The sequence below is a fragment of the Variovorax sp. HW608 genome, assembly GCF_900090195.1.
Taxonomy (GTDB): Bacteria; Pseudomonadota; Gammaproteobacteria; order Burkholderiales; family Burkholderiaceae_C; genus Variovorax.
Window position 1 is genome coordinate 572,414 of record NZ_LT607803.1, and the last position, 22,787, is coordinate 595,200.

Annotated in this window: 21 protein-coding genes and 1 pseudogene; 14 read left to right on the forward strand and 8 right to left on the reverse strand. The window is 63.7% G+C overall.

All coding sequences use genetic code 11. The features are described from left to right. Positions 1-23: 23 nt before the first annotated feature. From VAR608DRAFT_RS02535 to tnpC (VAR608DRAFT_RS02560), 6 genes are all read left to right on the forward strand, one after another. Positions 24-788, forward strand: a complete 765-nt coding sequence (locus VAR608DRAFT_RS02535; protein WP_088952640.1) for an SDR family NAD(P)-dependent oxidoreductase — start codon at positions 24-26, stop codon at positions 786-788. Beyond that, the gene (locus VAR608DRAFT_RS02540) at positions 785-1,678 is read left to right on the forward strand and encodes an SMP-30/gluconolactonase/LRE family protein (RefSeq protein ID WP_088952641.1); all 894 of its coding nucleotides are present in this window, start codon (positions 785-787) and stop codon (positions 1,676-1,678) included. The genes VAR608DRAFT_RS02535 and VAR608DRAFT_RS02540 overlap by 4 nt, the downstream gene beginning before the upstream one ends. Then, on the forward strand, positions 1,675-3,459 hold the full coding sequence (locus tag VAR608DRAFT_RS02545; protein ID WP_088952642.1) for an IlvD/Edd family dehydratase: 1,785 nt from the start codon (positions 1,675-1,677) through the stop codon (positions 3,457-3,459). Before VAR608DRAFT_RS02540 ends, VAR608DRAFT_RS02545 begins: the two co-directional genes overlap by 4 nt. Positions 3,460-3,720: 261 nt before the next feature. After that, positions 3,721-4,137, forward strand: coding sequence for an IS66-like element accessory protein TnpA (gene tnpA, locus VAR608DRAFT_RS02550; protein ID WP_088952643.1), 417 nt, complete (start codon positions 3,721-3,723; stop codon positions 4,135-4,137). Then, the gene (tnpB, locus tag VAR608DRAFT_RS02555) at positions 4,134-4,481 is read left to right on the forward strand and encodes an IS66 family insertion sequence element accessory protein TnpB (protein ID WP_088952644.1); all 348 of its coding nucleotides are present in this window, start codon (positions 4,134-4,136) and stop codon (positions 4,479-4,481) included. The genes tnpA and tnpB (VAR608DRAFT_RS02555) overlap by 4 nt, the downstream gene beginning before the upstream one ends. A 68-nt stretch (positions 4,482-4,549) precedes the next feature. Further along, positions 4,550-5,785 (forward strand): IS66 family transposase, encoded by a 1,236-nt coding sequence (gene tnpC / locus VAR608DRAFT_RS02560; RefSeq protein ID WP_231973158.1) that lies wholly within the window; start codon positions 4,550-4,552, stop codon positions 5,783-5,785. Positions 5,786-6,185: 400 nt separating this feature from the next. Here tnpC (VAR608DRAFT_RS02560) and VAR608DRAFT_RS37385 read toward each other — a convergent pair whose 3' ends face one another. Beyond that, complete coding sequence (locus VAR608DRAFT_RS37385; RefSeq protein WP_231973160.1) at positions 6,186-6,371, reverse strand: hypothetical protein; 186 nt, start codon at positions 6,369-6,371, stop codon at positions 6,186-6,188. A gap of 2 nt (positions 6,372-6,373) precedes the next feature. Here VAR608DRAFT_RS37385 and VAR608DRAFT_RS02570 point away from each other — a divergent pair, with 2 nt between their 5' ends. The 4 genes and pseudogenes from VAR608DRAFT_RS02570 to VAR608DRAFT_RS02585 form a co-directional block, all read left to right on the forward strand. After that, positions 6,374-7,609 carry a site-specific integrase gene (locus VAR608DRAFT_RS02570; RefSeq protein ID WP_088952646.1) on the forward strand — a complete coding sequence of 412 codons (1,236 nt, stop codon included), beginning with the start codon at positions 6,374-6,376 and terminating at the stop codon, positions 7,607-7,609. An 8-nt stretch (positions 7,610-7,617) separates the two neighbouring features. Further along, positions 7,618-8,577, forward strand: a complete 960-nt coding sequence (locus VAR608DRAFT_RS02575; RefSeq protein ID WP_231973162.1) for a tyrosine-type recombinase/integrase — start codon at positions 7,618-7,620, stop codon at positions 8,575-8,577. Further along, positions 8,574-9,590, forward strand: coding sequence for a site-specific integrase (locus VAR608DRAFT_RS02580; RefSeq protein WP_088952648.1), 1,017 nt, complete (start codon positions 8,574-8,576; stop codon positions 9,588-9,590). The genes VAR608DRAFT_RS02575 and VAR608DRAFT_RS02580 overlap by 4 nt, the downstream gene beginning before the upstream one ends. A 122-nt stretch (positions 9,591-9,712) precedes the next feature. Further along, positions 9,713-10,309 (forward strand): annotated as a pseudogene (locus VAR608DRAFT_RS02585) (IS66 family transposase); the annotation flags it as partial. Positions 10,310-10,461: 152 nt separating this feature from the next. Here VAR608DRAFT_RS02585 and VAR608DRAFT_RS02590 read toward each other — a convergent pair. The 4 genes from VAR608DRAFT_RS02590 to VAR608DRAFT_RS02605 all read right to left on the reverse strand — a co-directional run bounded on the left by VAR608DRAFT_RS02590 (position 10,462) and on the right by VAR608DRAFT_RS02605 (position 13,480). Further along, positions 10,462-10,995 carry a hypothetical protein gene (locus VAR608DRAFT_RS02590; protein ID WP_231973164.1) on the reverse strand — a complete coding sequence of 178 codons (534 nt, stop codon included), beginning with the start codon at positions 10,993-10,995 and terminating at the stop codon, positions 10,462-10,464. Beyond that, positions 10,992-12,560 (reverse strand): IS66 family transposase, encoded by a 1,569-nt coding sequence (gene tnpC, locus VAR608DRAFT_RS02595; RefSeq protein WP_197700458.1) that lies wholly within the window; start codon positions 12,558-12,560, stop codon positions 10,992-10,994. Before tnpC (VAR608DRAFT_RS02595) ends, VAR608DRAFT_RS02590 begins: the two co-directional genes overlap by 4 nt. An 84-nt stretch (positions 12,561-12,644) precedes the next feature. Next, the gene (tnpB, locus tag VAR608DRAFT_RS02600; RefSeq protein ID WP_088952650.1) at positions 12,645-12,992 is read right to left on the reverse strand and encodes an IS66 family insertion sequence element accessory protein TnpB; all 348 of its coding nucleotides are present in this window, start codon (positions 12,990-12,992) and stop codon (positions 12,645-12,647) included. After that, the gene (locus VAR608DRAFT_RS02605) at positions 12,989-13,480 is read right to left on the reverse strand and encodes a hypothetical protein (protein WP_157730572.1); all 492 of its coding nucleotides are present in this window, start codon (positions 13,478-13,480) and stop codon (positions 12,989-12,991) included. The genes tnpB (VAR608DRAFT_RS02600) and VAR608DRAFT_RS02605 overlap by 4 nt, the downstream gene beginning before the upstream one ends. A gap of 6 nt (positions 13,481-13,486) precedes the next feature. On the opposite strand from VAR608DRAFT_RS02605, the gene VAR608DRAFT_RS02610 reads away from it, so the two are divergent. The 4 genes from VAR608DRAFT_RS02610 (at position 13,487) to VAR608DRAFT_RS02625 (ending at position 19,622) form a co-directional block, all read left to right on the forward strand. After that, positions 13,487-13,945: a hypothetical protein gene (locus VAR608DRAFT_RS02610; RefSeq protein ID WP_231973166.1), complete on the forward strand. Its 459-nt coding sequence runs from the start codon at positions 13,487-13,489 to the stop codon at positions 13,943-13,945. An 876-nt stretch (positions 13,946-14,821) separates the two neighbouring features. Further along, positions 14,822-16,525: a tannase/feruloyl esterase family alpha/beta hydrolase gene (locus VAR608DRAFT_RS02615; protein ID WP_088952653.1), complete on the forward strand. Its 1,704-nt coding sequence runs from the start codon at positions 14,822-14,824 to the stop codon at positions 16,523-16,525. Between the two features lie 315 nt (positions 16,526-16,840). Further along, entirely contained in the window at positions 16,841-17,890 is a 1,050-nt protein-coding gene (locus VAR608DRAFT_RS02620) for an IS1595 family transposase (RefSeq protein WP_443082912.1), read from the forward strand. A 58-nt stretch (positions 17,891-17,948) separates the two neighbouring features. Further along, the gene (locus tag VAR608DRAFT_RS02625) at positions 17,949-19,622 is read left to right on the forward strand and encodes a phage integrase family protein (protein WP_088952654.1); all 1,674 of its coding nucleotides are present in this window, start codon (positions 17,949-17,951) and stop codon (positions 19,620-19,622) included. On the opposite strand, the gene VAR608DRAFT_RS02630 is transcribed toward VAR608DRAFT_RS02625, so the two are convergent. The 3 genes from VAR608DRAFT_RS02630 to VAR608DRAFT_RS02640 are packed head-to-tail and all read right to left on the reverse strand — an operon-like array spanning position 19,609 to position 22,780. Continuing rightward, positions 19,609-20,607: a site-specific integrase gene (locus VAR608DRAFT_RS02630; RefSeq protein ID WP_088952655.1), complete on the reverse strand. Its 999-nt coding sequence runs from the start codon at positions 20,605-20,607 to the stop codon at positions 19,609-19,611. The two genes, VAR608DRAFT_RS02625 and VAR608DRAFT_RS02630, sit on opposite strands and share 14 nt — an antisense overlap. Then, positions 20,604-21,545, reverse strand: a complete 942-nt coding sequence (locus VAR608DRAFT_RS02635) for a tyrosine-type recombinase/integrase (RefSeq protein WP_088958558.1) — start codon at positions 21,543-21,545, stop codon at positions 20,604-20,606. Before VAR608DRAFT_RS02635 ends, VAR608DRAFT_RS02630 begins: the two co-directional genes overlap by 4 nt. Continuing rightward, entirely contained in the window at positions 21,542-22,780 is a 1,239-nt protein-coding gene (locus VAR608DRAFT_RS02640; protein WP_088952656.1) for a site-specific integrase, read from the reverse strand. Before VAR608DRAFT_RS02640 ends, VAR608DRAFT_RS02635 begins: the two co-directional genes overlap by 4 nt. Positions 22,781-22,787: the final 7 nt, after the last annotated feature.

Here is a 22,787-nt window from a genome sequence, read left to right on the forward strand (position 1 = left end):
CGATCAACAGAAGGGACTCATCCATGTCTGCCATCTATCCGAGCCTTGCGGGCAAGCGCGTCGTCATCACGGGAGGGGCCTCCGGCATCGGCGCGGCCATGGTCGAAGCCTTCGCCCGGCAAGGCGCCAAGGTGTTCTTCCTGGACATCGCCGACTTGGAAGGCCGGGCGCTCCAATCGAAGCTCCGCGACAGCGCGCACCCGCCTGTCTTCCATCGCTGTGACCTGACCGACATCCAGGCTGTCCAGGCGACCTTCGCAGCGATCGAGGCATCGGGTGGACCGATCAACGTCCTCGTCAACAACGCAGCCAATGACGATCGACATGAAGTCGACGCCGTCACGACGGACTACTGGGACCAGCGGATCGCCGTCAACCTGCGGCACCAGTTCTTCTGCGCACAAGCTGTTTCGAGCGGAATGAAGGCGGCGGGCGGCGGCGTGATCCTGAACCTCGGCTCCATCTCCTGGCATCTTGCGCTGGCCAACCTGTCGATCTACATGACCGCCAAGGCAGGCATCGAAGGACTGACCAAGGGATTGGCGCGCGACCTCGGCAGATACGACATCCGCGTCAACTGCATCGTTCCGGGTGCGGTGCGCACGCCGCGCCAGATGCAGCTGTGGCAAACACCCGAGAGCGAGGCGAAAGTGGTGGCCGCGCAGTGCCTGCAGCAACGCGTCGACCCGGCACATGTCGCGGCGATGGCGCTCTTTCTGGCGTCGGACGATGCGGCCCGATGCTCCGGGCGCGAGTACTTCGTGGACGCTGGCTGGTACGGCGGATGAACGGCATCGATCCGCATTGCGTCTGGCCACTGGGTGCACAACTCGGCGAAGGCCCAATCTGGCAAGCCTCCGAACGTGCGGTGTATTTCGTCGACATCAAGGGCCGCCGAATACATCGATGGTCGGTGGACTCCGGTCGGCGTGACAGCTGGCCGACTCCGGGACAACCGGGGTTCCTGGTTCCGATCGACGACGAGCAGTTCATCTGCGGCCTGAACGATGGACTCTACTTCTTCGAGCCGTCCAGACCTGCAAGCCAGCGGTTTACGCCTTTGGTGGAAGTCGAGCCGGAGCTTCCCGGAAATCGCCTGAACGATGGTTACGTGGACATCCAGGGGCGAGTGTGGTTCGGATCGATGGATGACAGCGAGTTGGAGCAGTCTGGAGCGCTGTACAGCCTGGCCGCTGGTGGCGGACTCGTGTCCCACGACGCAGGCTATGTCATCACCAACGGCCCGACGATGAGCCCTGATGGCCGCACGCTCTATCACACCGATACGCTCGCGCGTTGCATCTACACCTTCGACGTGGGTGACGATGGACATCTGGCCCACAAGCGGAAGTTCCTGCAAGTCGAGCCTGATGGATACCCCGACGGCATGGCGGTGGATTCCACAGGTTGCCTGTGGGTCGCCATGTTCGGAGGCTGGCGCATCGACCGATTTTCGCCGCAGGGCGAATACCTGGAAAGCGTTCGCTTTCCTTGCGCCAACATAACCAAGCTGGCCTTCGGCGTCGATGACCTGCGCACCGTTTTCGTGACGACCGCCACCAAGGGACTGTCGCGGGACGATCTTCGGCGTCAGCCGCTGGCGGGCGGCTTGTTCTCTTTCCGCTCACCTATCAGCGGTCTGCCTCAGAACCGCTTGCACACAAGGATGGCTGCATGACAGAAGGTACCCGCACCACTCGCCGGTTTCGATCGCAGGACTGGTTCGCCAATCCCGACCACATCGACATGACGGCGCTCTATCTGGAGCGCTTCATGAACTACGGCATCACGCCGGCGGAACTGCGCTCCGGCAAACCCATCATCGGGATCGCCCAATCCGGGAGCGACCTCAATCCGTGCAACCGGGTCCATCTGGAACTGGCGAAGCGCGTGCGCGACGGCATCCGCGACGCCGGAGGCATTCCGATGGAATTCCCCGTGCATCCGACCTTCGAGAATTGCAGGCGGCCCACCGCGGCCATCGACCGCAACCTGGCCTACATGGCGCTGGTCGAGATCCTGCACGGCTACCCGATCGACGCCGTGGTGCTGACCACGGGCTGCGACAAGTCGACGCCCTCGCAGGTCATGGCCGCGGCAACCGTGGACATCCCCACGATCGTGCTGTCGGGCGGCCCGATGCTGGACGGCTGGTTCGAAGGAGAACTCGTCGGCTCCGGGGCGGCGATCTGGAAGAGCCGGCGGCTTCTGGCGGCGGGCCGGATCGACGAAGCCAAGTTCATGGACATCGCGACCGCATCGGCGCCTTCGGTGGGGCACTGCAACACCATGGGAACGGCCTCGACCATGAACGCCCTCGCCGAGGCGCTGGGCCTGTCGTTGACGGGCTGCGCCGCGATCCCCGCGCCCTACCGGGAACGCGGGCAGATCGCCTACGAAACCGGGCGCCGCATCGTCGAGCTGGCCTGCGAGGACCGGCGGCCCTCGTCGATCCTCACGCGGGATGCCTTCCTCGATGCCATCGTCGTCAACGCCGCGATCGGCGGCTCCACCAACGCGCAGCCGCATCTGATGGCCATGGCGCGCCATGCGGGCGTGGATCTGCGTCCGAGCGACTGGACCGAGTTCGGCTTCGATGTGCCGTTGCTGCTGAACATGCAGCCGGCGGGCAAGTACCTGGGCGAGGCCTTTCATCGCGCGGGAGGTGTGCCGGCGGTCATGTGGGAACTCCAGCAGGCGGGCCTGTTGCGCAGCGCACGGCCGACGGTCACCGGCAAGACGATGGAAGAGAACCTCCAAGGCCGGGAAAGCGTGAACCGCGAGGTGATCCGCGAGTTCGCGCACCCTCTCAGGGATCGCGCGGGCTTCCTCGTCCTCCGCGGCAACTTGTTCGACTTCGCGATCCTGAAGACCAGCGTGATCTCCGCCGAGTTTCGTGAGCGCAACCTGAGCCGGCCGGGCGCCGAGGGACAGTTCGAGTGCCGGGCGATCGTCTTCGAGGATTCCGACGACTATCACGCACGCATCAACGACCCGGCGCTCGCCATCGACGAGAACTGCATCCTCGTGATACGCGGTGCGGGTCCCGTCGGCTGGCCCGGGTCCGCGGAAGTCGTGAACATGCAGCCGCCGGATGCGCTGCTCAAGCGCGGGATCACCAGTCTCCCCACCCTGGGAGACGGGCGGCAGTCGGGGACCTCGGACAGTCCGTCGATCCTCAACGCCTCGCCCGAGAGCGCCATCGGCGGCGGGCTGGCCTGGCTGCGCACGGGCGATGTCATCCGCATCGACCTGAACGCCGGGCAATGCAACGCGCTGGTGTCCGACGAGGAGATCGCGCGCCGCAAGAGTGAAGGGCCGCCGGCGATCCGGCCGAGCCAGACGCCGTGGCAGGAGGTCTATCGCGCGACCGTCGGACAACTCGACTCGGGCGCGTGCATGGAACTGGCGATCAAGTACCGCGGCGTGGCCGGCGACCCGCCTCGTCACAATCATTGATGCCTCCATCACGACGCACCATCCGCCTTTCGCAGCCCATTCCAGGGCGAATGCACGGCAGGCCGCGACCAATCGCTGCTTGAGATGCTGGCGCTCTTCCTCATAGGTCGAGAAGGCGGCGAGCTCGGGGTAGATCAACCCCTTCTGCTGCGGCTGATAGGTAATAGTCCGACGTAGGCCGTTCTTGTTTAACTTGGCGAGGCCAGACAGCATGTGACCTGAAGAAATGGCGCACCAATAGGTGTCCATCAACAGGAGTGCATGTACATCATGAAGAGTGAGGCGGAGCCGAGACGGCGGCATCACGATCGAGCGTTCAAGGCCAAGCTCGTCGAGCAGAGCATGCAACCCGGGGCGTCGGCATCGGCCGTTGCGCGGGAGCATGGCATCAATGCCAACATGTTGTTCACCTGGCGGCGCGAGCACGCGCGCGCGGGGATCGTGGCCAGGTCTTCGGAATCCGCGGTGTTGTTGCCTGTGCGGCTTGCTGGCCCCGCTGAGGAGATGCTCGCAGAGCAAGGCGTGCAGGAGTCGTCCGGGTCGGCGCCGGCGACGAATCGCTCGTCGCGTCCAGGCGTCATCGAACTGGAGCTCGCCGGAGCCCACCTTCGCCTGCGCGGTACCGTCGACGAAGCCAGTCTGTGCAGCGTCTTGCGCGCGCTGCGCCAATCGGCATGATCGGCCCACGCGCGGGCACCCGGATCTGGCTGGCTGCGGGGGTCACCGACATGCGCTGCGGCATGGACTCACTCGCCGTCAAAGTGCAGACGGTGCTCACTGAAGATCCTTACGGTGGTCATGTCTTCGTCTTCCGCGGCCGCCGCGGGGATCTGGTCAAGCTGCTGTGGAGCGATGGAGACGGCATGTACCTGCTGGCCCGGCGGCTGGAGCGCGGCCGCTTCATCTGGCCGCAGGCCGAATCCGGTTCGATTGCGCTGAGCGCGGCACAGCTGTCGATGCTGCTGGAGGGCATCGATTGGCGCCGACCTGAACGGACCTGGCGGCCACGCGCCGCTGCATAGCCGACACATCGATCGTTGACAGGGCAACTCCCGTTGGTGGTGCCGCGTGTGCCTGGAACAGTCATGCCGTGACTGCCGAAGAACTGCTCGCCAGCAACGCCGCCCTCAGCGGCGAGGTGCTGCGTTCGCAAGAGGCGTTGAAGATCGCGCTGCTGACGATCGACAAGCTGAAGGTTGAACTGGCCTATCTGCGTCGCATGAAGTACGGCCGCTCCAGCGAGCAGCTCGAGCACGCTCAACTCGAACTGGTGGGTGGGCAGGCATCGCCGGCCGTGCCGTTGGAAACTGCTCCGGCGATCGACACCGAGAACGCCCAGGACGGTGCGCAAGGTACGTCCAACATCAACTCGCTGCAGGACGCTCGCGACAAGCGCAAGGCCCGCCAGCAAGCCGCCGCGCGTGGACTGCCCGATCATCTGCCGCGGCGCACCGTGATGCACATGCCCAACCAAGCCGACGGTTGCAAGTGCGAAACCTGCGGCGGTGGGCTGCGCGAGATTGGACAGGACGTCTCGGAGGTTCTCGACTACGAGCCCGGCACCTTCCATGTGGTGCGGCATGTTCGCCCCAAGTTGGCCTGTGGCGGCTGCCGCACGATCTCACAGGCGCCGGCCGCGAGCCGCCCCATTGCACGCGGCCTGGCCGGTAGCGGCCTGCTCGCCCACATGCTGACGAGCAAGTTCTCCGATCACACACCCCTGTATCGGCTGTGTCAGATCTATGCCCGGGACGGTGTGGAGTTGTCTCGCTCCACGCTGACGGATTGGGTTGGCCAGGCGGCACGTTTGATGACGCCTCTGGCCGACGCGGTGGGCCGGTATGTTCTACGCGCCGGGAAGATCCACGGCGACGACACGCCCATCCGGGTGCTCGGCGGCAAAGGAAGCCAGGCGCGCACCGGGCGGCTGTGGGTCTACGTGCGCGATGATCGACCTAGTGGCGAGTCGGCCGCTCCAGCGGTTTGGTTCCAGTACTCGGCGAACCGCAAGGGCGAACATCCCGTGCGCCACCTGGAGAGCTTCCGAGGCATCCTGCAAGCGGACGCCTTCGCCGGCTATCACCCCCTCTACGAGAACGGCCAGGTCATCGAGGCTGCATGCTGGAGTCATTATCTCGACTGCCGTTTTATCCGGGGTAGAAGCCTTCAGCCCCTGTCTCTACCCTTGAGGAGACCGGGTCTTCGAACTCCAGATAATTTACGGTTAGCGTCGAGAAGCGTTGACGCGGTGAGGCACAGATTTGCAGATTCCGCTGCATACACGGTCGAGTCCCGAGGCATACGTCGCCGGCCGAGAGTGGCGTGATGCTCTCGTTCCCGTTTGTCCACTTCATCCGAGCGGCGGGTGCGGTCTGGCTCGCCATGGCAGCTACGCAAGGGGGACACCGCAAGGGGTTCGCATCGCCCGTTGGTACTGCCCTCAGGGCCACCGAACATTCAGTCTGCTTCCCGATTTTCTTGCAGCGAGGATGCCGGGCCTTCTTGCGGATGTCGAAGCTGCCGTCAACATGGCGGCATCGAGCAAGAGCATGGAGGTCACCGCTTGCGCGTTGCGCGGCCTGGATGTGACGCTGCCGAGCGCACTGCGCTGGCTTCGCCGTCGAGTCAGGACGGTTCACATCGCACTCGACGCCGTTCTGCGCTTGACTTCGATCGCGCCTCTCACTGCCTTTTCGTCATGTGTCACGCCACCGACTCAGCCAATCTCAGGGAACGTACTCTTCTTGCTGCGTGGCGCGCTCGCTCCGCAGTTTTTGCAATGCATATTGGCGCCATTGGGCTTCCTTTCGGTTCAGGGTGGAGAGCGTTTGCATGCGAGCAACCAACACAAGATGGGGACTGACGAGGAATTCGATTTGCGCTACGTTGTCGCCACCGATGCCAAGCATCAACCATGCGATACGAATCCGTCAATTCGAAGTCAGCAATCAGCATTCCGACGACCGCGGACATGCGCCGAGTCTGGCGTGCCAACCATTGCGTGCAAGACAGCACTGCCGGCCTGTACCTGGCGTGGGTGACGCGATTCCGCGCCTATTGTGCTCAACGCGGGTTGGATGAGCGTGTCGAGCTAACGTTGCGCGGAACGCGCCGCTTTATCGCTTGGTATGGTCGCCAGCGAGAGCTTGATGCCGATCGACTGAGCGGCGCACGCTCCGCGCTCTACGCGCTGACCCGCGTGTACATGGTGATGAAGATCCCACTCCCCAATTGGCAGCCAGCAGCGAACGTTCGACCGCCGTCCTCGGCAGTGCTACGGGATTACAGCGATCACCTCGCGCATCAGCGCGGCAATCCGGAAGTGACCGTGCGCAAGCGGTTAGATCAGGTCAGCAAAGTATTGGAGTTCCTTGCACGGCAAGGCAAGACCTGGAGAACGATGTCGCTGCGCGACATCGATGAGTTTCTAATCGAGTTCGCACAACGATACGCGCGGTCGACGACAGCCGATATTGCTGGCGGCATTCGGTCCTTCGCGCGCTTCCTGCTTGCCACGGGACGCATATCGGTCGATCTGGCCGAAGCCGTGATCTCGCCGGTTCAACCCAGGTATGACCGCCCGCGGCGCGCGTTGCCATGGGAAGACGTGCAACACCTTCTCAGAGCCATCGATAGGTCGTCGGCTCGAGGGCTGCGCGATCACGCGCTATTGCTGATGATGAGCACATACGGGTTCGGCGCCGGCGAGGTCATCCGGTTGCAACTTGAGGACATCAACTGGGAGGCCAACACGCTTAAGGTCGTGCGGCCGAAGACAGGCGTCTCCTTTACGTTGCCACTGCTTCCCGCCGTTGCCAAGGTTCTGGCACGCTACCTGCTGCACGGACGACCATCGTACGCATCGACCCGGCATTTGTTCGTGCAGATGAAGATGCCCTATGGCCCCCTGACGGCTTCCTCCGCTGTCCGCCACGTGCTCGTCAAGCATGCCCATGCAGCCGGAATCGACGCAGAATTTCTCGGCAGTCACGCCCTACGCTATTCAAATGCCGCGCGTCACCTTGACGTGGGTACACGCCCACGCGTGCTCTCCGACTTGCTCGGCCACCGCGATTCCGAATCGGTGTCTGCGTATGTACGCATCGCGACCGAGTCGCTGCGAGAAGTCTCGCTGCCCGTACCAACATGACAACGATCGTGACCGCCTCAGAACTCGCCCGCGACGCGCAGGATTTCCTGCGTTTCAAACGCGCGATGGGGCAGAGCTACCTCCGTGGCGAGTTCGTCATCGGCGGCTTCATTCAATTCGTTGCCTCGCATTGGGGCCGCGACGGCGGAGTGAGACTCGATGTTGCTGTGGCACGCTGGACCGCACGTATCGCGGGACGCAAGGCGGTTACCGTGGGTCTTGAGTTCGGCGTCGTTCGCCAACTCTGCCTGTATCGTCGGCGTCACGATCCGTCGAGCTATGTTCCGGAGCATGCGCTGGCGCCGGTCAAGGAGTCGCACTTCCAGCCGTACATTTTCTCGCATGACGAGGTTCGTCAGTTGCTAGCCGCCGCGACCAACCACAACGGGCGCTTCATCTGGAGTCCCATGTTCCGCGCCTTGGTTTTGGTGCTTTACTGCACGGGCATGCGGTTGGGCGAAGCCGTGCGATTGCGGATGGTCGATGTCGATCTCAAGCGAGGAACGTTGCTCGTTCAGCACAGCAAGGGGCGCTCTCGCATCGTGGCAATTCGTGACGACCTGGTAAGGGAACTCCTGCACTACATCGAAGCGCGTCAGCAATTGTTGGGCAACACCCATCGACCCGATCCGGCGGTACTGTTTCTGCGCAAGGATTCTTCTCCATTGACGGTCAAGTCCGCCTCGGAGGCATTGCGGGTATTGCTACGCAAGTTTGGCATGAAGCCGCAGAGCGGACGAGTCGGTGCACGGCCGTATGAGTTGCGTCATGCCTTCGCTGTCCATCGACTCACGGCATGGTCAGTCGAAGGGGTTGATGTGCACGCCAGGCTACCGTGGTTGTCCGCGTACCTGGGGCACCTGAACGTGCTCGGCACCGAGGTCTATCTCAAGGCAACGCCGCAATTGCTGGATTTGGCCAGCAGTCGCTTCGAGGAGCACCTGCATCATGCGAGGCGGCCGAGATGAGCAAGGCAGCTTCTCGGACTCTGTTCGCCCTCGTCGAGTCGTTCTTCACCGAGTATCTTCCGTGTCAACGCGGCGCCAGCGTTCATACGGTGCGCGCCTACCGGGATGCCCTGAAGTTGTTGTTCGAGTTTGTTGCCCAACGCAAGCGACGCAATGTCGCCTCTGTCGAACTAAGCGATCTCGACGCCGACACGATCGGGCGCTTTCTTGATCATATTGAGGCCGCGCGCTCGAACTCGGCTGCCACACGGAACTGTCGACGGTCCGCCATCCGTGGTTTCTTCAAGCACTTGATCCGCAACGACCTCACGCACTCCCAGCAGTACACACGAGTGCTGGCCATTCCCTCCAAGAAGGCTCGCCAGCGCCCTGCCACTTACCTCGAGGCCGACGACGTACGTGCGATCATCGGTAAGCCCGATCGGCGCACCGCTGATGGCTGGCGCGACTACACGCTTTTGCTATTTCTCTACAACTGCGGCGCTCGAGTGAACGAGGCCATCGACGTTTGCTGGAGCGATCTCCACCTAACCGCGCCGCGACAGGTTCGCCTGCGTGGCAAAGGCCAGAAGGAGCGATTGTTGCCGCTATGGCGGGAGACCGCCGACGCATTGCATCGACTGAGTGGGATGGCGGGAACTCATGACCAGCAGCATGTCTTCCTCAACCGCAGAGGCCAACCATTGACGCGCGACGGAATCGACTACATCCTGCACAAGTATGCTTCAGCCGTCGTAAGCGAGCGCCCGGCGCTATCACGCAAGAAGATCACCCCACACGTACTACGCCACAGCTGTGCCGTCGCGTTGCTGCAGTCGGGAACCGACGTGACAGTGATCCGCGACTACCTCGGCCATGCGAGCGTCGCTACCACCGGTCGATACATAACGACAAACCTGCAGATGAAGCGTGAGGCAATGCAGGCCTTCTGGCATCATGCCGGGCTCGAACGCTCGAGCGCCAAGCCGTGGAAACCGAAGCCTGACCTGCTCGCGTTCTTGCAATCGCTTTGACCACGCCGGATTTATGCGGGGCCAGGACCATACGCAGCCCGCGCCAGATCTGCCCATTGGCCCGGTTGCCCCGGATAAAACGGCAGTCGAGATAATGGCTCTTATCCCGATCTCTGGATAAGGCCCACGCGCGCCGTAAGGTGTGGGACATCCACGAACGCCAGCATAAGCTGGCCGGCACGTTGGCGCACCAGGCGCTGCTGCGCATCGGCAAGCTCTTCAAGGTGGAGGCCGAGATCAACGGCAAGCCCCCTGAGGAGCGCCTGCGGGTGCGGCAGGCGCGTACGCGCCCGATGCTCGACGATCTGAAGCTCTGGCTGAACGACGCCTTGGCGCAGCTCTCGGCGAAAGCGCCCATGGCGCTGGCGATCGGCTACACGCTTGGCAACTGGACGGCACTCACGCGCTTCCTGGATGACGGGCGCATCGAGGCACATAACAATGCCGCCGAGCGTGCGTTGCGAGGCGTTGCGATCGGAAGAAAAAATTACTTGCATCTGGGATCGGACACCGGCGGTCACAGCGCCGCGGTGATTTACACCTTGATCGGCTCGGCAAAGTTAAGCGGGATCGACCCACAGGCGTATCTGCGTCACGTGCTCGATCGAATCGCCGATCATCCAGTCAACCGCATCGACGAGTTGCTGCCCTGGATCGTGGCGCCGCAGCTCCAGCAGGCGCGCCCCGCCCGGCACGAGGACCTCGCTCAAGCCGCCTGAGTCCGGCGCGCCGGGCAAAATGACGCCCATGCTGAGCATCTCGCGGATCGAAGACTTGCCCATGGCCACCAGCGCCGAGCTGTACCACCTCAGCTGGGTGATCGTGAGTGTCCGGTCTTACCCGTCGCTTGACGGAGACGGTGCCGGGACTGTCAGATGTCGAGCACGCGCCTGAGGCCGCCGTAGGGCACGCTCCAGGACGCCTCGCCGGTATCGACAGTGGCTGTTTTGGGGTTGCTGCGGGTGATGACGCCAACGTGCGTCTGCAGATGGCGATCGGTGAAGGAGACCTTGTCACCGCGTGCGAAGTCGGCGCGCGTGGGTTTCGGGGAGGTTGCAGGCGGTGGTGAAGCTGGCGGTGTTTGCGGCCGCGGCTGTGCGTCGGGCGGCGGGGGCTCGATGGCGGCGTAGGGCAACTTCCACTGCACTCGTTGCTGCGTGTCGTGTAGCGTCACCTGCGCATCGCGCATTTCGACGATCCGGCCTTCGCGCATCGTGTCGCGGCGCTCATCGTAGAAGCGCACGACCTGCCCAAGGTGCAGGTCCTTGCGCACGGCCACGATGCGTCGCGGGTCGGTCATCAGTCGCTCCACGAGCGCGCTGAGTTGGTACAACTCGAGACTCGTCGCTTGATTCAGCGCCTCGATCAACGCCGCGTCCTGCATCGGTGGGGTGCGGGCATTCATGCCGGCCTCCAGTTCATCGGCAGCAACTCTTCCAGCCGATCCTGGCGATGACCGTTGATGCGCTGGAGCACGTCGCGCAGGTACGCGTAGGGTTCAATGCCATTCAGCTTGCAGGTTTCAATGAGGCTGAAGGCCACGGCCGCGGCATGCCCACCGCGCTCGGAACCCGCGAAGAGCCAGTTCTTCCTCGACAGAGCCACAGGTTTCATTGCGCGCTCGCTCACGTTGTTGTCTGCCTCCAGGATTCCATGCTCGACGAAGGTGTTCAGCGCCGCCCAGTTGCTCAACGCATAGCCGAAGGCCTCGCCCAGGGGGGACTTGGGCAGCACTGTGGGTGCATGACCTGCAAGCCAGTCGTGCAGATCCTGCATCACGGGCTTGGTCTGCAGCTGCCTCACTTCAAACCGTCGGTCCGGGTCGACATCGCGGATGTCGCTCTCGATGCGGTAGATCTCGGCAAAGAACTTCAGCGCCTCATGCGCTAGCCCTGGCGGCGATCCCTTGGGCGCGTCCTTGACGATCTTCGCAAACCGGCGCCTTGCGTGAACCAGGCATGCCGCGTGGGTCACGCCGTCGCGCCAGGATTGTGCATACCCCGCGAAGTCATCGGCTTGCAGGAACCCCCGCCAGGCGCCCAGCATGCGCCGCGCATGCCCGCCCGAGCGGTCGATGGTGAAGTCGTACAGCGCCGCTGGTGCGACGCGGCGCCAGCGCTGCTCGGGGTCTGGCAGCCAGCCGCCAGCCAGGTACACCCACAGCCGCGCGGTGATGGTCCTGCCGCGACTGTGGCCACGCTCGGCCTTCAGCGCCAGCGTCGTGTCGTCGGTGAAGATGACCGCGCTGCCCAGCACGTAGCGCCGCAGCACGGGCATCAGCGGCATCAGCAGTTCGGCCGCTCCCAGCGTCCAGTCGCACAGCGTCTGGCGCGCCACGCGGGCATCGTGCCGTGCGAGGATGCGTTCGATGCGCGCCAGGGGATTGTGGTCGGCGTACTTCGACACCATCACGTGAGCGAGCAGGCCAGGGCCGGCGTTGCTGCGCGCGAGCGGCGAGGTCTGTGCGAAGGCAGTGCGGATCGTGCTGCGGCCGGTCTCGTCCTCGCAGCGATACTTCAGCCGCACGTGCTGCAGCACCTCCAGCTTCGCGGGCGTGTACTCCAGCGTCTCGCTGATCTCCTCGCCGATGCGAATCACGCGCTTGAAGCCTGCCTTGTCCTCGTCGCTGAGGTCATGCTCGATGCGCTGTCGCGGCAGCTGTGCATCGATGGCCGGGCGTCCATTGCGCCGGCGCCGGTGGCCCTTGACCTCCTCGAAGGCCTCAGGGGGAACCGGGATCTGCACGACCTCGTGCCAGAGCTCGGGCTGCAGCATGCCCAGCGCCTCGCCGCGTGGACCGAAGACCTTGCGCTTGAACTCGGCCAGCTGAGCCGCCAGCGAGACCATCTGTGCGTTGGCCTGCTGCCGCAGCGCCTGGAAGGCCGCGCCGGCCTGCACCAGCAGCTCCTTGAGCGTCTCCACATCGTCGGGCAGGTTCGCGCGATCGATGGGAGCGTTCAGCAGTTGCATGGACACGCATGTTCGCAGCCCACAAGCACAACGGGCAACCGGTGAAGTGCCGATTGCCCGCTGCCAGTTTGATGGTCTGCAAATTCAAACGACGGCGCTGACCTCCAACGTCTTCAGGCGCCGTGCGCGACTCAGGTCGATGCCCTCGAGCCAGGCGACCAGTTCGCTCATCGCGATGCTGCCACCGGCCAGCCGAGCGGGGTCGGTAAAGCGGCCCGCCTCGAGACGTTTATAGAGGACCCAAAAGCCGTGGCGATCCCATACCAGGAGCTTCGCGCGATCCCGGCGCCGGCCGATGAACACGAACACCTGCCCCGACAGGGGGTTCATCCCCATCGCAGCCGCCACGATCTGCGACAGCCCGTCGATGGACTTGCGCATGTCCACCGCCTCGGTGAACACATAGGCACGGATCGCCGAGGACAGGATCATGCGAGGCGCCCGATCACCTGATCGAGCACGCGATCGGCTGCCTCGCCATGAAGACGCAGCGTCATGCCTTCCAGGGTGATCTCGACCGCTGCAGCCGACGATGCTGCCTGGCGCGGTGGCGTGACAGCGACGAATGCCGGTGTCTCAGCGCAATCGCGTGACGACGAGGGCCCCAGCGACGCCGCCCTCGCGCGCTTCTTGCCACTGACGCGATGCCGGTACGTCGACAGCGCCAGAGCGTTGGCCGCGCAGTATTGCGGCACACTCAAGCCCTGCTCTATGCGGCGCCGTTCATGCCCGCACCAGAACGCATCGTCGTGCTGGATCATGGGCCGCCCAGTTCTCCAGTCGATCCGCACTGCAGCCTCGCCGCGCTCGGATTCGCCCACCGATTCCTCTACCACTTCCGTCATCGAGATCTCCTTCAACAAAGGAGTCGACGATCGTTGTTGCGATGACTTCCCGCAATCACGGGGGATCGCGGACATTCACGGGTGATCGAGCAACTGCTGGCCGACCCGCGGCGCATCGTCCAGGCGCGCAGCCAATTGCATCTCGGCCAGCAGGTCCACTACCTGGACTGGGGTGATGGCAAGTGGCGCAAGGTAAGGGTCGTGTCCATGAAGAACGATCGAGTGACGGTACTCGACGAGGCCAGCGCCAAACAGTTCAGCTTGCCGTACGCGGCCATCATGACCACGGATCCGAGCGCGACGCCGAAGGGCGAGCAAGGCCCGGCCCCAACCCAACCAAAGCCCAGCCCGCCGCCAGAGGTCTCGCGGCGCGAAAACGTCCATGTCGGCCAGCGCGTGAGCTTCGTTGACCAGAACCTGCAGCGACACGTTGGACAGGTCACGCGCATCAACCAGCGCACGGCCACCGTCCATGCCGACGGGCGCGCTTGGCGGATCGCCTTCGCGCTGCTCCAGCCCGTCATCAACGTCCCCGTCTGACGCTCAGCAAACCCGGTCCGCCGGCAGCGACAACGGTACTGACCGGACTATTACGCTGATAGACCGAAACACGGCCGTCAGGCAGCAAGGGCAAGGCGGGCTTATTCTGAATGGGGCGTTCGAGAACGGTTGACATGGCGAATTCCTTGTGTGGGCTTAAGGACCAGACGCGCGGATGCTAGTTGCGCCGGTGTGGACGAATGTTCGACCGACCTGACGTGAATGACAAACGATGAGGGTTCACATTTTGTGAGCGGTATTCACATCAAAGTCATTGCCTAGGCGGGAATTGCGCTCATCAGTCCGGCCTCAAGCTCAGGACCCGACAGATCGATCCCGCTCGACCGATGCTCGGGCGAAAGCGTCCTAGCAAGGCGCACTTTGGCACCTTGCCGTAAGCGCGACGGTCGCGGACGGCGATGGGGGGAGGTAGTTCGCCCACGCTATCTGCGCCAATGCGAGAGCTCACGGACTGCTCGACCGTTGAACACGGGTTCTGGCTCGACTGGAGCCCACCGCGTCGGAGCGAGCGTTGCTTCAGCACGGATGGTTCGATGGGGGAGGCAGTTCAATGTCAACGGTGAAGATATCGCGTTCTCTTATATGACGCTGCGAAATCTATCTTGTCGCAGGGGCATCGACAACACATGATTTACGGGCGTGTGACACACGCTTAGTACAACCATCTTGAAATCCGTGAAGTCAATCCGAAGCGAAATCGGCGCGCCAAGGCCTCTTGGAGCGAGCGATGGCGTTGAGCATGTTCGCTCACAGGAGACACGAGTTGCATCGCGACCAGCCTACCGGATCGGGATGCAACTCTCTCCAACGCGCCTGCTGAAGTTTGAATGAATCAACAGAAATAAGGAGACATGCATGAATAGTCGTCGTTCCCGCCAGAGGTGGGATGTCAGGGTATTGTTCGGCCTGATCGTCAGCGCGGGCGTGGCGGGTTGCGGGGGCGGTGGCAGTGGAAGTGCTGCCGTAGTAGGGGGGCGCAGCTGCGCCGAGATGGCGGGCCTCACGGTCAGCGCATCCGATATCGGCTTGGCGACTCAAGGCGCGAAGGTGACCGGAGCCACCTCCATCGCCGCATCTGGCACGGGGTCGACGGCGGTAGGCGCGTTCTGTAGGGTGACGGCTGAGATTGCGCCGGTGGACACGACGGCCTCCCCCATCAAGATGGAAGTCAACTTGCCGGAGACCTGGAACGGCAAAGCGCTAATGTTTGGTGGCGGTGGCCTCAATGGCAGCATCCTCAGCACCGCAGGAACCATCCGCCTCCAACCCGCCAACGTAGCGATTCCCCTGGGCCGCGGTTACGTCACCTTCGGGAGCGACTCCGGGCACAGCGGTACCACATCGGACGGCACCTTTGCGCGCAACGATGAGATGTTGCGCAACTATGCGTACGAGGCGCTGAAGAAGACCAAGGACGTAGCCACCAAGCTGGTGTCCGTGCGCTACGGCAAAGCGCCCGACAAGCTGTATTTCCATGGCAGCTCTAACGGCGGCAAAGAGGCCATGGCCATGATTCAGCGATATCCCAACGACATCGATGCAGCCATGATCTTTTGGCCAGCCACGATGTTCGGTACGGCCCAGGTGCAATGGGCACGCATCTCAAAGGCGTTTGCACAGCCAGGCGCCTATCTATCCATGGCCAAGCGCAAGCTGGTGTTGGATGCGGCGATGTCCGTATGCGACGGCCTTGATGGCGTTACCGATGGCCTCATCAGCAACCCAAAGGCCTGCCAGACTAGCTTCGACCCAAGCACAGCCAACTATGCCGGCAAGCCGGTGCGTTGCGCGTCGGGCACGGATGAAGGCGACAGCTGTCTGTCGGATGCCCAAATCATGGCACTCAAGACCATGGCTACGCCGATGACCTTCTCCTACCCGCTTGGCAGCGGCGAAACACAGTTCCCTGGCTACAGCGTCTGGGGCATGGACCTTGGTGCGAAGACATCGGATTCGGTGTCGTCCACCGTCACGCAGCAGGGGCTGGGCAGCATTGCGCCAACCTATCCGGCTGCCGCAAATATGCCCTATCTGCACATCATCACGGAGCAGTACATCAAGTACTTCGTAGCGCGCGACAGCAATGCGAGCTGGGCCACCGTGGACCCCGCGAATCCTGTGCCCTACGTGGACCGTATCTCTCAGCTGACCGCCTTGCTGGACCAGCCCAAGACCGACCTGAGCGAGTTCTACATGCGCGGTGGCAAGATCATCCTGCTGCACGGCAATTCGGACCAGCTCATCCCTTATGAAGCCAGCGAGGATTACTACAGGCGTGTAGTCGCCAAGATGGGCAGTGGGGTCGTGAACAGCTTCATGAAGTTCTACGAGCTGCCGGGTACCGCACATTCTGGCGTGGGCACGTCCTTTACGCCCACCTGGGATGTCCTGGGCGCGCTGGACACGTGGGTGTCCACAGGGCAGGCTCCAGTCGCTCCGGTCATTACTGACACCTACGCCGTACCAGGCCGCACTCGGCCGCTTTGCGAATACCCGCAGTACCCCAGGTATCAGTCAGGAAACGTCAACAGCGCGACGAGCTTCACTTGCGTGAACTGAAGCGCGTGTGTCAAGGCTTGGCTGTGGCCCCGTGTCACTGGCGGCGGCGGGGCAGCCGCTGCCAGTAGCCGGTTGCCCGTGTCCGCCGGTGCGCATCATCGACACTGGCCCCTGGGTTGGACAGTGCGGCGTGCAGTTGCAGCCCCTGGTCGATGCGCTCAAACGCGAATGCTCTCACACCAGACGTTTTTTCCCGGCCAGGCGCCCGATCCGCGCCCGAGGTCAATCACGATCCGGCGCTCGCTCGAGTACCGCCATCGCGATAAGTCTTCTATGGGCTATCCATTTAACCGGAGCTAGGCGCATACTGCCGCGATGGAGCTTCCAAGCGCAGGCATTCACTATCCCGGCTCCCTCGGCGAGTTCCAGGCGTGGTTTCAGTCCGACGCCGACTGCTTGGACTATCTGGAGTGGCTGCGTTGGCCATCGGGGTTTGTCTGCCCGGCATGCGATCACGCCGGTGGATGGCGGCTGGGAGACGGAAGATTCATGTGCGCGGACTGTGGCGACCGCACGTCCGTGACGGCGGGGACCATCTTCGACCGAACCCGTACGCCGCTCACGGTCTGGTTCGCGGCCTGTTGGCACTTCGCCTGCGGCAAAGACGGCATCTCGGCCTTGAGTCTGAAGCGCACCTTGGAGATCGGCTCGTACCAGACGGCCTGGGCCATGCTGCACCGGTTGCGATCGGTCCTGGTTCGTCCCGATCGGGAACTCCTGCGGGGCAAGGTAGAAGTGGACGAAACCTACATCGGTGGGCTCGATCCTGGGTTGCCTGGCGGGCGTGCGCAGGGGAAGAAGATTCTGACTTGCGTCGCAGTCGAGATCCTGGAGCCCAAGGGATTCGGCCGCTGTCGCATGGCGCCCGTCGCCGATGGTTCGGCGCAGTCGCTGCTGGGCTTCGTGTCGGCGAACGTTGAGCCGGGGGCAACGGTGATCACCGATGCCTGGCAGAGCTACCGAGGATTGGAGAAGAAGGGCTACGTCCATGACCGTCGCAGCCAGCGGGCCGCCAGCGCACGCGGTGAAGACCCTGGTGCGCTACTGCCAGCTGTGCATCGGATCGCGTCCCTGGCAAAACGCTGGCTGCTCGGCACCCACCAAGGAGCGGTGGAAGCCGCGCACCTACCCAGCTACCTCAACGAGTTCGTCTTCCGCTTCAACCGCCGCCGCTCGCGCAGCCGCGGGATGCTGTTCTACAGGGTCATGGAACTCGCCGTCGCACATGACCCTGTCCGATACAAGGACCTCGTGCGGACCAAGGGCCCCAAAGCCAAGAAGCCCAAGCCGCCGGGCAAACGCGGGCATCCGCCAAGCCTGGAGCGCCCTCGGCAGCACCGGCCGTGGCGGCACAACTCCGGTTAAATGGATAGCCCAGAGTCTTCTTATCGCAATAGCTATCTCGGTCGCCTAAACTGGATGCATGAAAAGTAGTGCTCCGGACGCCAGGCCGGCTCCGAAACGAAGGCCACAGGATGAATTTCCGAGCGCCGACGCGCTTGCGGCGCTACGTGCCTGGTATGCGGGCTTGGACGCTCGCGCAGCCGTCGCGCGATACCTTGGTCAGGACAAGGCAACAGGGCAGTCCTCCCGCGCGGTGCTTGGCGCCATCCGCCGTGGCTTGGCTGGCTACGCACGGGCCAGGCACAGGGACGACCTCGCGGCACTGATGGAGCATCCCGCGGCCGAGCGGGACGCGCGCGCCTCCGCGGTCAAGGCTGCGATCGAAACCCTGCGCAACCTGTCCGTGCCCGAGCCACTCGTGACGGACAAGGTTGGGCGTTGGCTGCCGGCGCGCGCCGCGCGGGCCATCACGGCCTGCGGCATCAAGACCCTGGCCGACCTGACCGTGCGCGTGCCGCATCGGCGCCGCTGGTGGGCCACCGTTCCAGGACTCGGCGCCCGCAGCGCGAGCCAGATCGAGGCGTTCTTTGCAGCACACCCGAGGCTGACCGAGCAGGCGAGGGCGCTGGTTGTTGTTCCCCGCACCGAAACCCCACCATGGGAGCGCTTTGTCGCTCCGACGGAGGTCGACGGCTCCCGAGGCGCATTCAGAGCACCGCAGGCGACCTGCACGCTCTCCGCGCGGAACGACTACGAAGCCGTGCGAACCTGGCTGGAACTGCAGGAATCCGCCGCCACTCAGCGCGCCTACCGCAAGGAGGCGGAGCGCCTCATGCTTTGGGCGATTCTTGAGCGCGGCAAGGCGTTGTCGTCGCTGACCACGGAAGATGCGATTGCGTATCGCGCGTTCCTTCGCCGGCCCACACCTCGCGATCGGTGGGTCGGGCCGGCCCGGCCGCGGTCGTCGCCCGAGTGGCGCCCGTTTCAGGGGCCGCTTTCCGGCCGTTCGGTCGCGTATGCGCTGTCCGTCCTCGGGGCGCTCTATCGATGGCTGATCGAGCAGCGATACCTCCTCGCCAATCCGTTTGCCGGCGTCAAGGTGAAGGGGGCTCAGCGAGGGGGCGCCTTCGATTCGTCGCGTGTTTTCACGGAGCACGAATGGACGTTGATCCGCTCGTGCGCTGATGGCATCGAGTGGATCGGCGGATGGAGCGAGGAGGGCGCCCAACGCCTGCGGTTCGTTCTGGACTTCTGGTACGCCACGGGCCTTCGTCCCAGCGAAATGGTCGGCGCGCGTCTGGGCGATATCGAAGAGGACGCGCAGGACGATCTCTGGCTCAACGTCGTCGGCAAGGGCAGCAAGCACGGCAAGGTCGCGCTGCCGCTGCTTGCCCGCGGAGCGATTGATCTTTATCTCGCTCATCGACGGTTGCCCATCACGCGATCGCGCTGGGATCCGAAAACCGCGCTCGTCGCCGGGCTCGCCGAAGACGCTAGCGGGATCACCGCGGCGCGCCTCTGGGCCATCATGCGGCGGTTCTTCCTGCATGTGGCTCATACGCTTCGCGAAATCAGCCCTGTCACCGCCGAAAAGCTGCGGCGCGCAACGCCGCACTGGATGCGACACTATGTACCCTTCCCGACTATGTCTTGTGAAAGACGCGCACGGACCGGTATGACGCGGTTTCGTTGGTTGCGCCGCGCAACTGCCGCGCGCTTGCCCGACATAGTCCGGCGACCTACAGGCTGTTGAGGAACTCCATGAGTTGATCGCTGGGCCGATACCGAATCGATCGCCCCTGAAGTGGTGTGGCCTTGGCCAGAGCCTGTTCCTTCATCGCGAGGGATGCGTCGAGATAGATCTGCGTGGTCTCCACGCTCTCATGCCCGAGCCAAAGGGCAATCACGGAGCGCCTCACGCCGGACTGCAGAAGGTCCATGGCCATGGTGTGCCTCAAGCGGTGGACGGTAACGCGTTTCTGTCGCAGCGACGGACAGGTGCTCGATGCCGTAAATCGATGTTTGTTCAGCAGGTACTGCACCCCATGAACACTCAGGCGCTCGCCCTTGGCACTGGGAAACAAGACTTGCCCGTCGCCGCGCTGTCGCTCGCGCAACCAGGCGGTCAAGACGGCCTGCGTTGGCTTGGCCAACGGCGTACATCGCTCCTTGCGGCCCTTGCCGATCACGCGCAGATGCGCCCCTGTCCCGAGGATAAGATCGTCGCGCGTGAGCGCGGTCATCTCGGACAGCCGCAAGCCGGTCTGCACCGCCACCAGTATGAATGCGTGATCGCGCCGCCCCGACCATGTGTGTCGATCCGGAGCAAGCAGCAAGGCGTCGACTTCCGCGCGGGTCAGGAACGGGACCAGGGTGCGCGTGTAGCGCTTGCTCGGAATGGCCAGGACGCGCTGGATCTGCGCGGAATGCGCCGGAGCTTCGAACGCCGCAAAGCGAAAGAAGGAATGGATCGCTGTGAGTCGCAGATTGCGGCTGCGAACGCTGATGCCACGGCGCTTCTCCAGGTCATCGAGGAACGCTGCGATCAAGGGCGCATCGATCTCCTCGAAGTTCAGGCGTGACGGCGGCTTGTGCAGCCGCTTCTCGGCGAAATTCAAAAACTGGCGGAAGGTGTCGCGATAGGAACTGATGGTGTGTGCACTGGCCTGGCGCTGCAGCATCAAGCGCTGTGTGAAGAAGCGCTCCAGCAGCGAGGCAAGGCTGGCGAGTTGGATCATGGCCGCCCCTCCCAGCAGTGTTCGAGGCGACGCATGGCCTCACGCATCAGTTCGGGGGACCCGTTCAGATACCACTGCGTATCGGCGACGTGGACATGTCCGAGATAGGCCGACAGCACCGGCAGAAGGCGCTCGGGGTCCTGGTCCCGTTGGTACCAGCGCACGAGCGTATTCGTCGCGAAGCGATGACGCATGTCATGCAGGCGTGGCCCGTGGCTGTCGGACGGGCCGCGCAGGCCGATCTGCCGCGACAGCGCATAGAAAGTCCGATGCACATCCCCGGTATCAAGTCGATGACCCCACTTCGAGGCGAACACGTAGGATGACACGGGACGGGCCCAAATGAGTTCACGCTCGGCAAGGTACTGTCTGAGCACGTGGCAGGTGGACGCGTGCAAGGGCACAAGGCGGTCCTTGCCGCACTTGGCACCGCGGATGGTCAGCACCGCGGCATCCAGGTCGACGTCTGAAAGCTTGAGGTTGAGCGCCTCGCCGAGTCGCAGGCCCGTGACGCTCAGGAGTCCGAACAGGCAGTGGAATAACCTCGGCCTGAGTGCGTCACGCCGATAACGGCAGCGCATGGCGAGCGCTGCACGCAACAAGCGGCTGATCTCTTCGTCGGAATACAGATAGGGGCGTACCCGCCGGGGTTCAAATGGCAACAAGCCTGGCGGCGGAATCTGCGTGCGCGGATCTGTCGCGCTGCGATAGCGGGCGAATCCGCGAACGAAGCTCAGTCGTTGCGCCCAATGGGTCGGCGTCGCATCACTGGGCTGCTGCGCCCATGCCAGAGCCAACTCCGAAGTGATGTAGGCCGCGTGGCGTCGGCGCATGAAGGCGGCGAACTCGAGCAGGCCGTCGCCGGCTTCCCTGAGCTTGAAGCCCAGGTCGCGCCGCATCGCCAGATAGTCTTGGACAGCTTGTTGTAGTGTGTTCATCGCGCATCCCCCGGCCACGGCAGTGCCAGCTTGCGCAGAGCCTGGATGTCGACCTTCGTGTAGATCATCGTTGTCTGTGGATGGCGATGCCCCAGGAGCTCACCGATCTCGCCCAGCGACGCGCCGCCGCGCAACATCTCGGTGGCCAGTCCATGACGAAACTGATGCGCACCGAAGGTGGGGGCGTCGACATCGCTGCGCTGCAGGCGATGCCGCACGATGGACCCAACGGTGCAGCCCCCTTGGAAGCCGCAAACCGGCGCTCGCGCGCGCAGAAAGACGCTTCGACTGGTGCTCGGAGGTCGACCGCTCTTCAGATAGACGGCGATCGCTCTGCCGACGTCGGCTGGCAGGGGCAACTTGTTGCGATAGCCACTCTTGCCGTGCACGCTCAGCTGCCCCGCCTTCCAGTCGATGTCATCGAGCTGCAAGGACGCCACCTCACCAGCACGCAACCCCAATCTGGCAAGCAGCAGCACGATGGCATAGTCGCGGCGCCCGAGCGCAGTGCGCCGGTCGATGCTGGCCAGCAACTGACGCACCTGAGCCGGCCCGATTGCGCGCGGGATCGATGCCATCGACCAGTTGGGGACGACGGGAACAGCGGCCGCCAAATCCACATCGACGTCACCGCAAAACCGGGCGTAGTTCAGGAACGAACGCAGCGCGGTGGTCATGAGCTTGGCGCGCTTCCTGTGCAGACGTGGCGCCTGATGCCGCACGAAGTTCACGACATCGGCGGCACTCAAGCACGACAGCTTGACCACCCCCGCCCCGAAGCGATGCTCGAGGAAGGCGTGTACGAACGGAACGTAGTTGACGATCGTGGCTGTGGTCAGGGCACGCTGCTCGCGCAGATACGCCTCGTAGGCGAGGACACATTGATCAACAGAGGACGGCGTGGGCACCGCGGTCGTCTCTTCGGGAACCACTCCCTCGCGTCGCAGAAAGCCCAACAAGTGCGTGAGCGCCCCATGGTCATCGCGCCTGGGCCGCAAGCGTCGGGCTCGATGCTGCAAGTACCGCGTCAGATGATCGGAGGTCAGGTCTTGCAGGGCCACCGCCTTCCTGCCAAGCCATTGGCTGAAGCTGGCGCCGAGCAGGACTTGGCGGTGAATCCACCACGCCGTGTATCCCGTTGCGATCAGCGAGTCGGCAAATCCGCCCAGGTACGGCGCGATCGGCCCGTCCGGAACTCGCGACAGAACCACCTGATTGCTGATGACGAACTTCATGGCGAAC

Bases quoted from the DNA above. Each gene is read 5' to 3' on its own strand.
- VAR608DRAFT_RS02535 (WP_088952640.1), top strand. From the start codon at position 24: ATGTCTGCCATCTATCCGAGCCTTGCGGGCAAGCGCGTCGTCATCACG.
- VAR608DRAFT_RS02540 (WP_088952641.1), top strand. From the start codon at position 785: ATGAACGGCATCGATCCGCATTGCGTCTGGCCACTGGGTGCACAACTC.
- VAR608DRAFT_RS02545 (WP_088952642.1), top strand. From the start codon at position 1,675: ATGACAGAAGGTACCCGCACCACTCGCCGGTTTCGATCGCAGGACTGG.
- tnpA (WP_088952643.1), top strand. From the start codon at position 3,721: ATGTACATCATGAAGAGTGAGGCGGAGCCGAGACGGCGGCATCACGAT.
- tnpB (WP_088952644.1), top strand. From the start codon at position 4,134: ATGATCGGCCCACGCGCGGGCACCCGGATCTGGCTGGCTGCGGGGGTC.
- VAR608DRAFT_RS02570 (WP_088952646.1), top strand. From the start codon at position 6,374: ATGCGATACGAATCCGTCAATTCGAAGTCAGCAATCAGCATTCCGACG.
- VAR608DRAFT_RS02580 (WP_088952648.1), top strand. From the start codon at position 8,574: ATGAGCAAGGCAGCTTCTCGGACTCTGTTCGCCCTCGTCGAGTCGTTC.
- VAR608DRAFT_RS02590 (WP_231973164.1), bottom strand. From the start codon at position 10,995: ATGAATGCCCGCACCCCACCGATGCAGGACGCGGCGTTGATCGAGGCG.
- tnpC (WP_197700458.1), bottom strand. From the start codon at position 12,560: ATGCAACTGCTGAACGCTCCCATCGATCGCGCGAACCTGCCCGACGAT.
- tnpB (WP_088952650.1), bottom strand. From the start codon at position 12,992: ATGATCCTGTCCTCGGCGATCCGTGCCTATGTGTTCACCGAGGCGGTG.
- VAR608DRAFT_RS02605 (WP_157730572.1), bottom strand. From the start codon at position 13,480: ATGTCCGCGATCCCCCGTGATTGCGGGAAGTCATCGCAACAACGATCG.
- VAR608DRAFT_RS02615 (WP_088952653.1), top strand. From the start codon at position 14,822: ATGAATAGTCGTCGTTCCCGCCAGAGGTGGGATGTCAGGGTATTGTTC.
- VAR608DRAFT_RS02620 (WP_443082912.1), top strand. From the start codon at position 16,841: ATGGAGCTTCCAAGCGCAGGCATTCACTATCCCGGCTCCCTCGGCGAG.
- VAR608DRAFT_RS02625 (WP_088952654.1), top strand. From the start codon at position 17,949: ATGAAAAGTAGTGCTCCGGACGCCAGGCCGGCTCCGAAACGAAGGCCA.
- VAR608DRAFT_RS02630 (WP_088952655.1), bottom strand. From the start codon at position 20,607: ATGATCCAACTCGCCAGCCTTGCCTCGCTGCTGGAGCGCTTCTTCACA.
- VAR608DRAFT_RS02635 (WP_088958558.1), bottom strand. From the start codon at position 21,545: ATGAACACACTACAACAAGCTGTCCAAGACTATCTGGCGATGCGGCGC.
- VAR608DRAFT_RS02640 (WP_088952656.1), bottom strand. From the start codon at position 22,780: ATGAAGTTCGTCATCAGCAATCAGGTGGTTCTGTCGCGAGTTCCGGAC.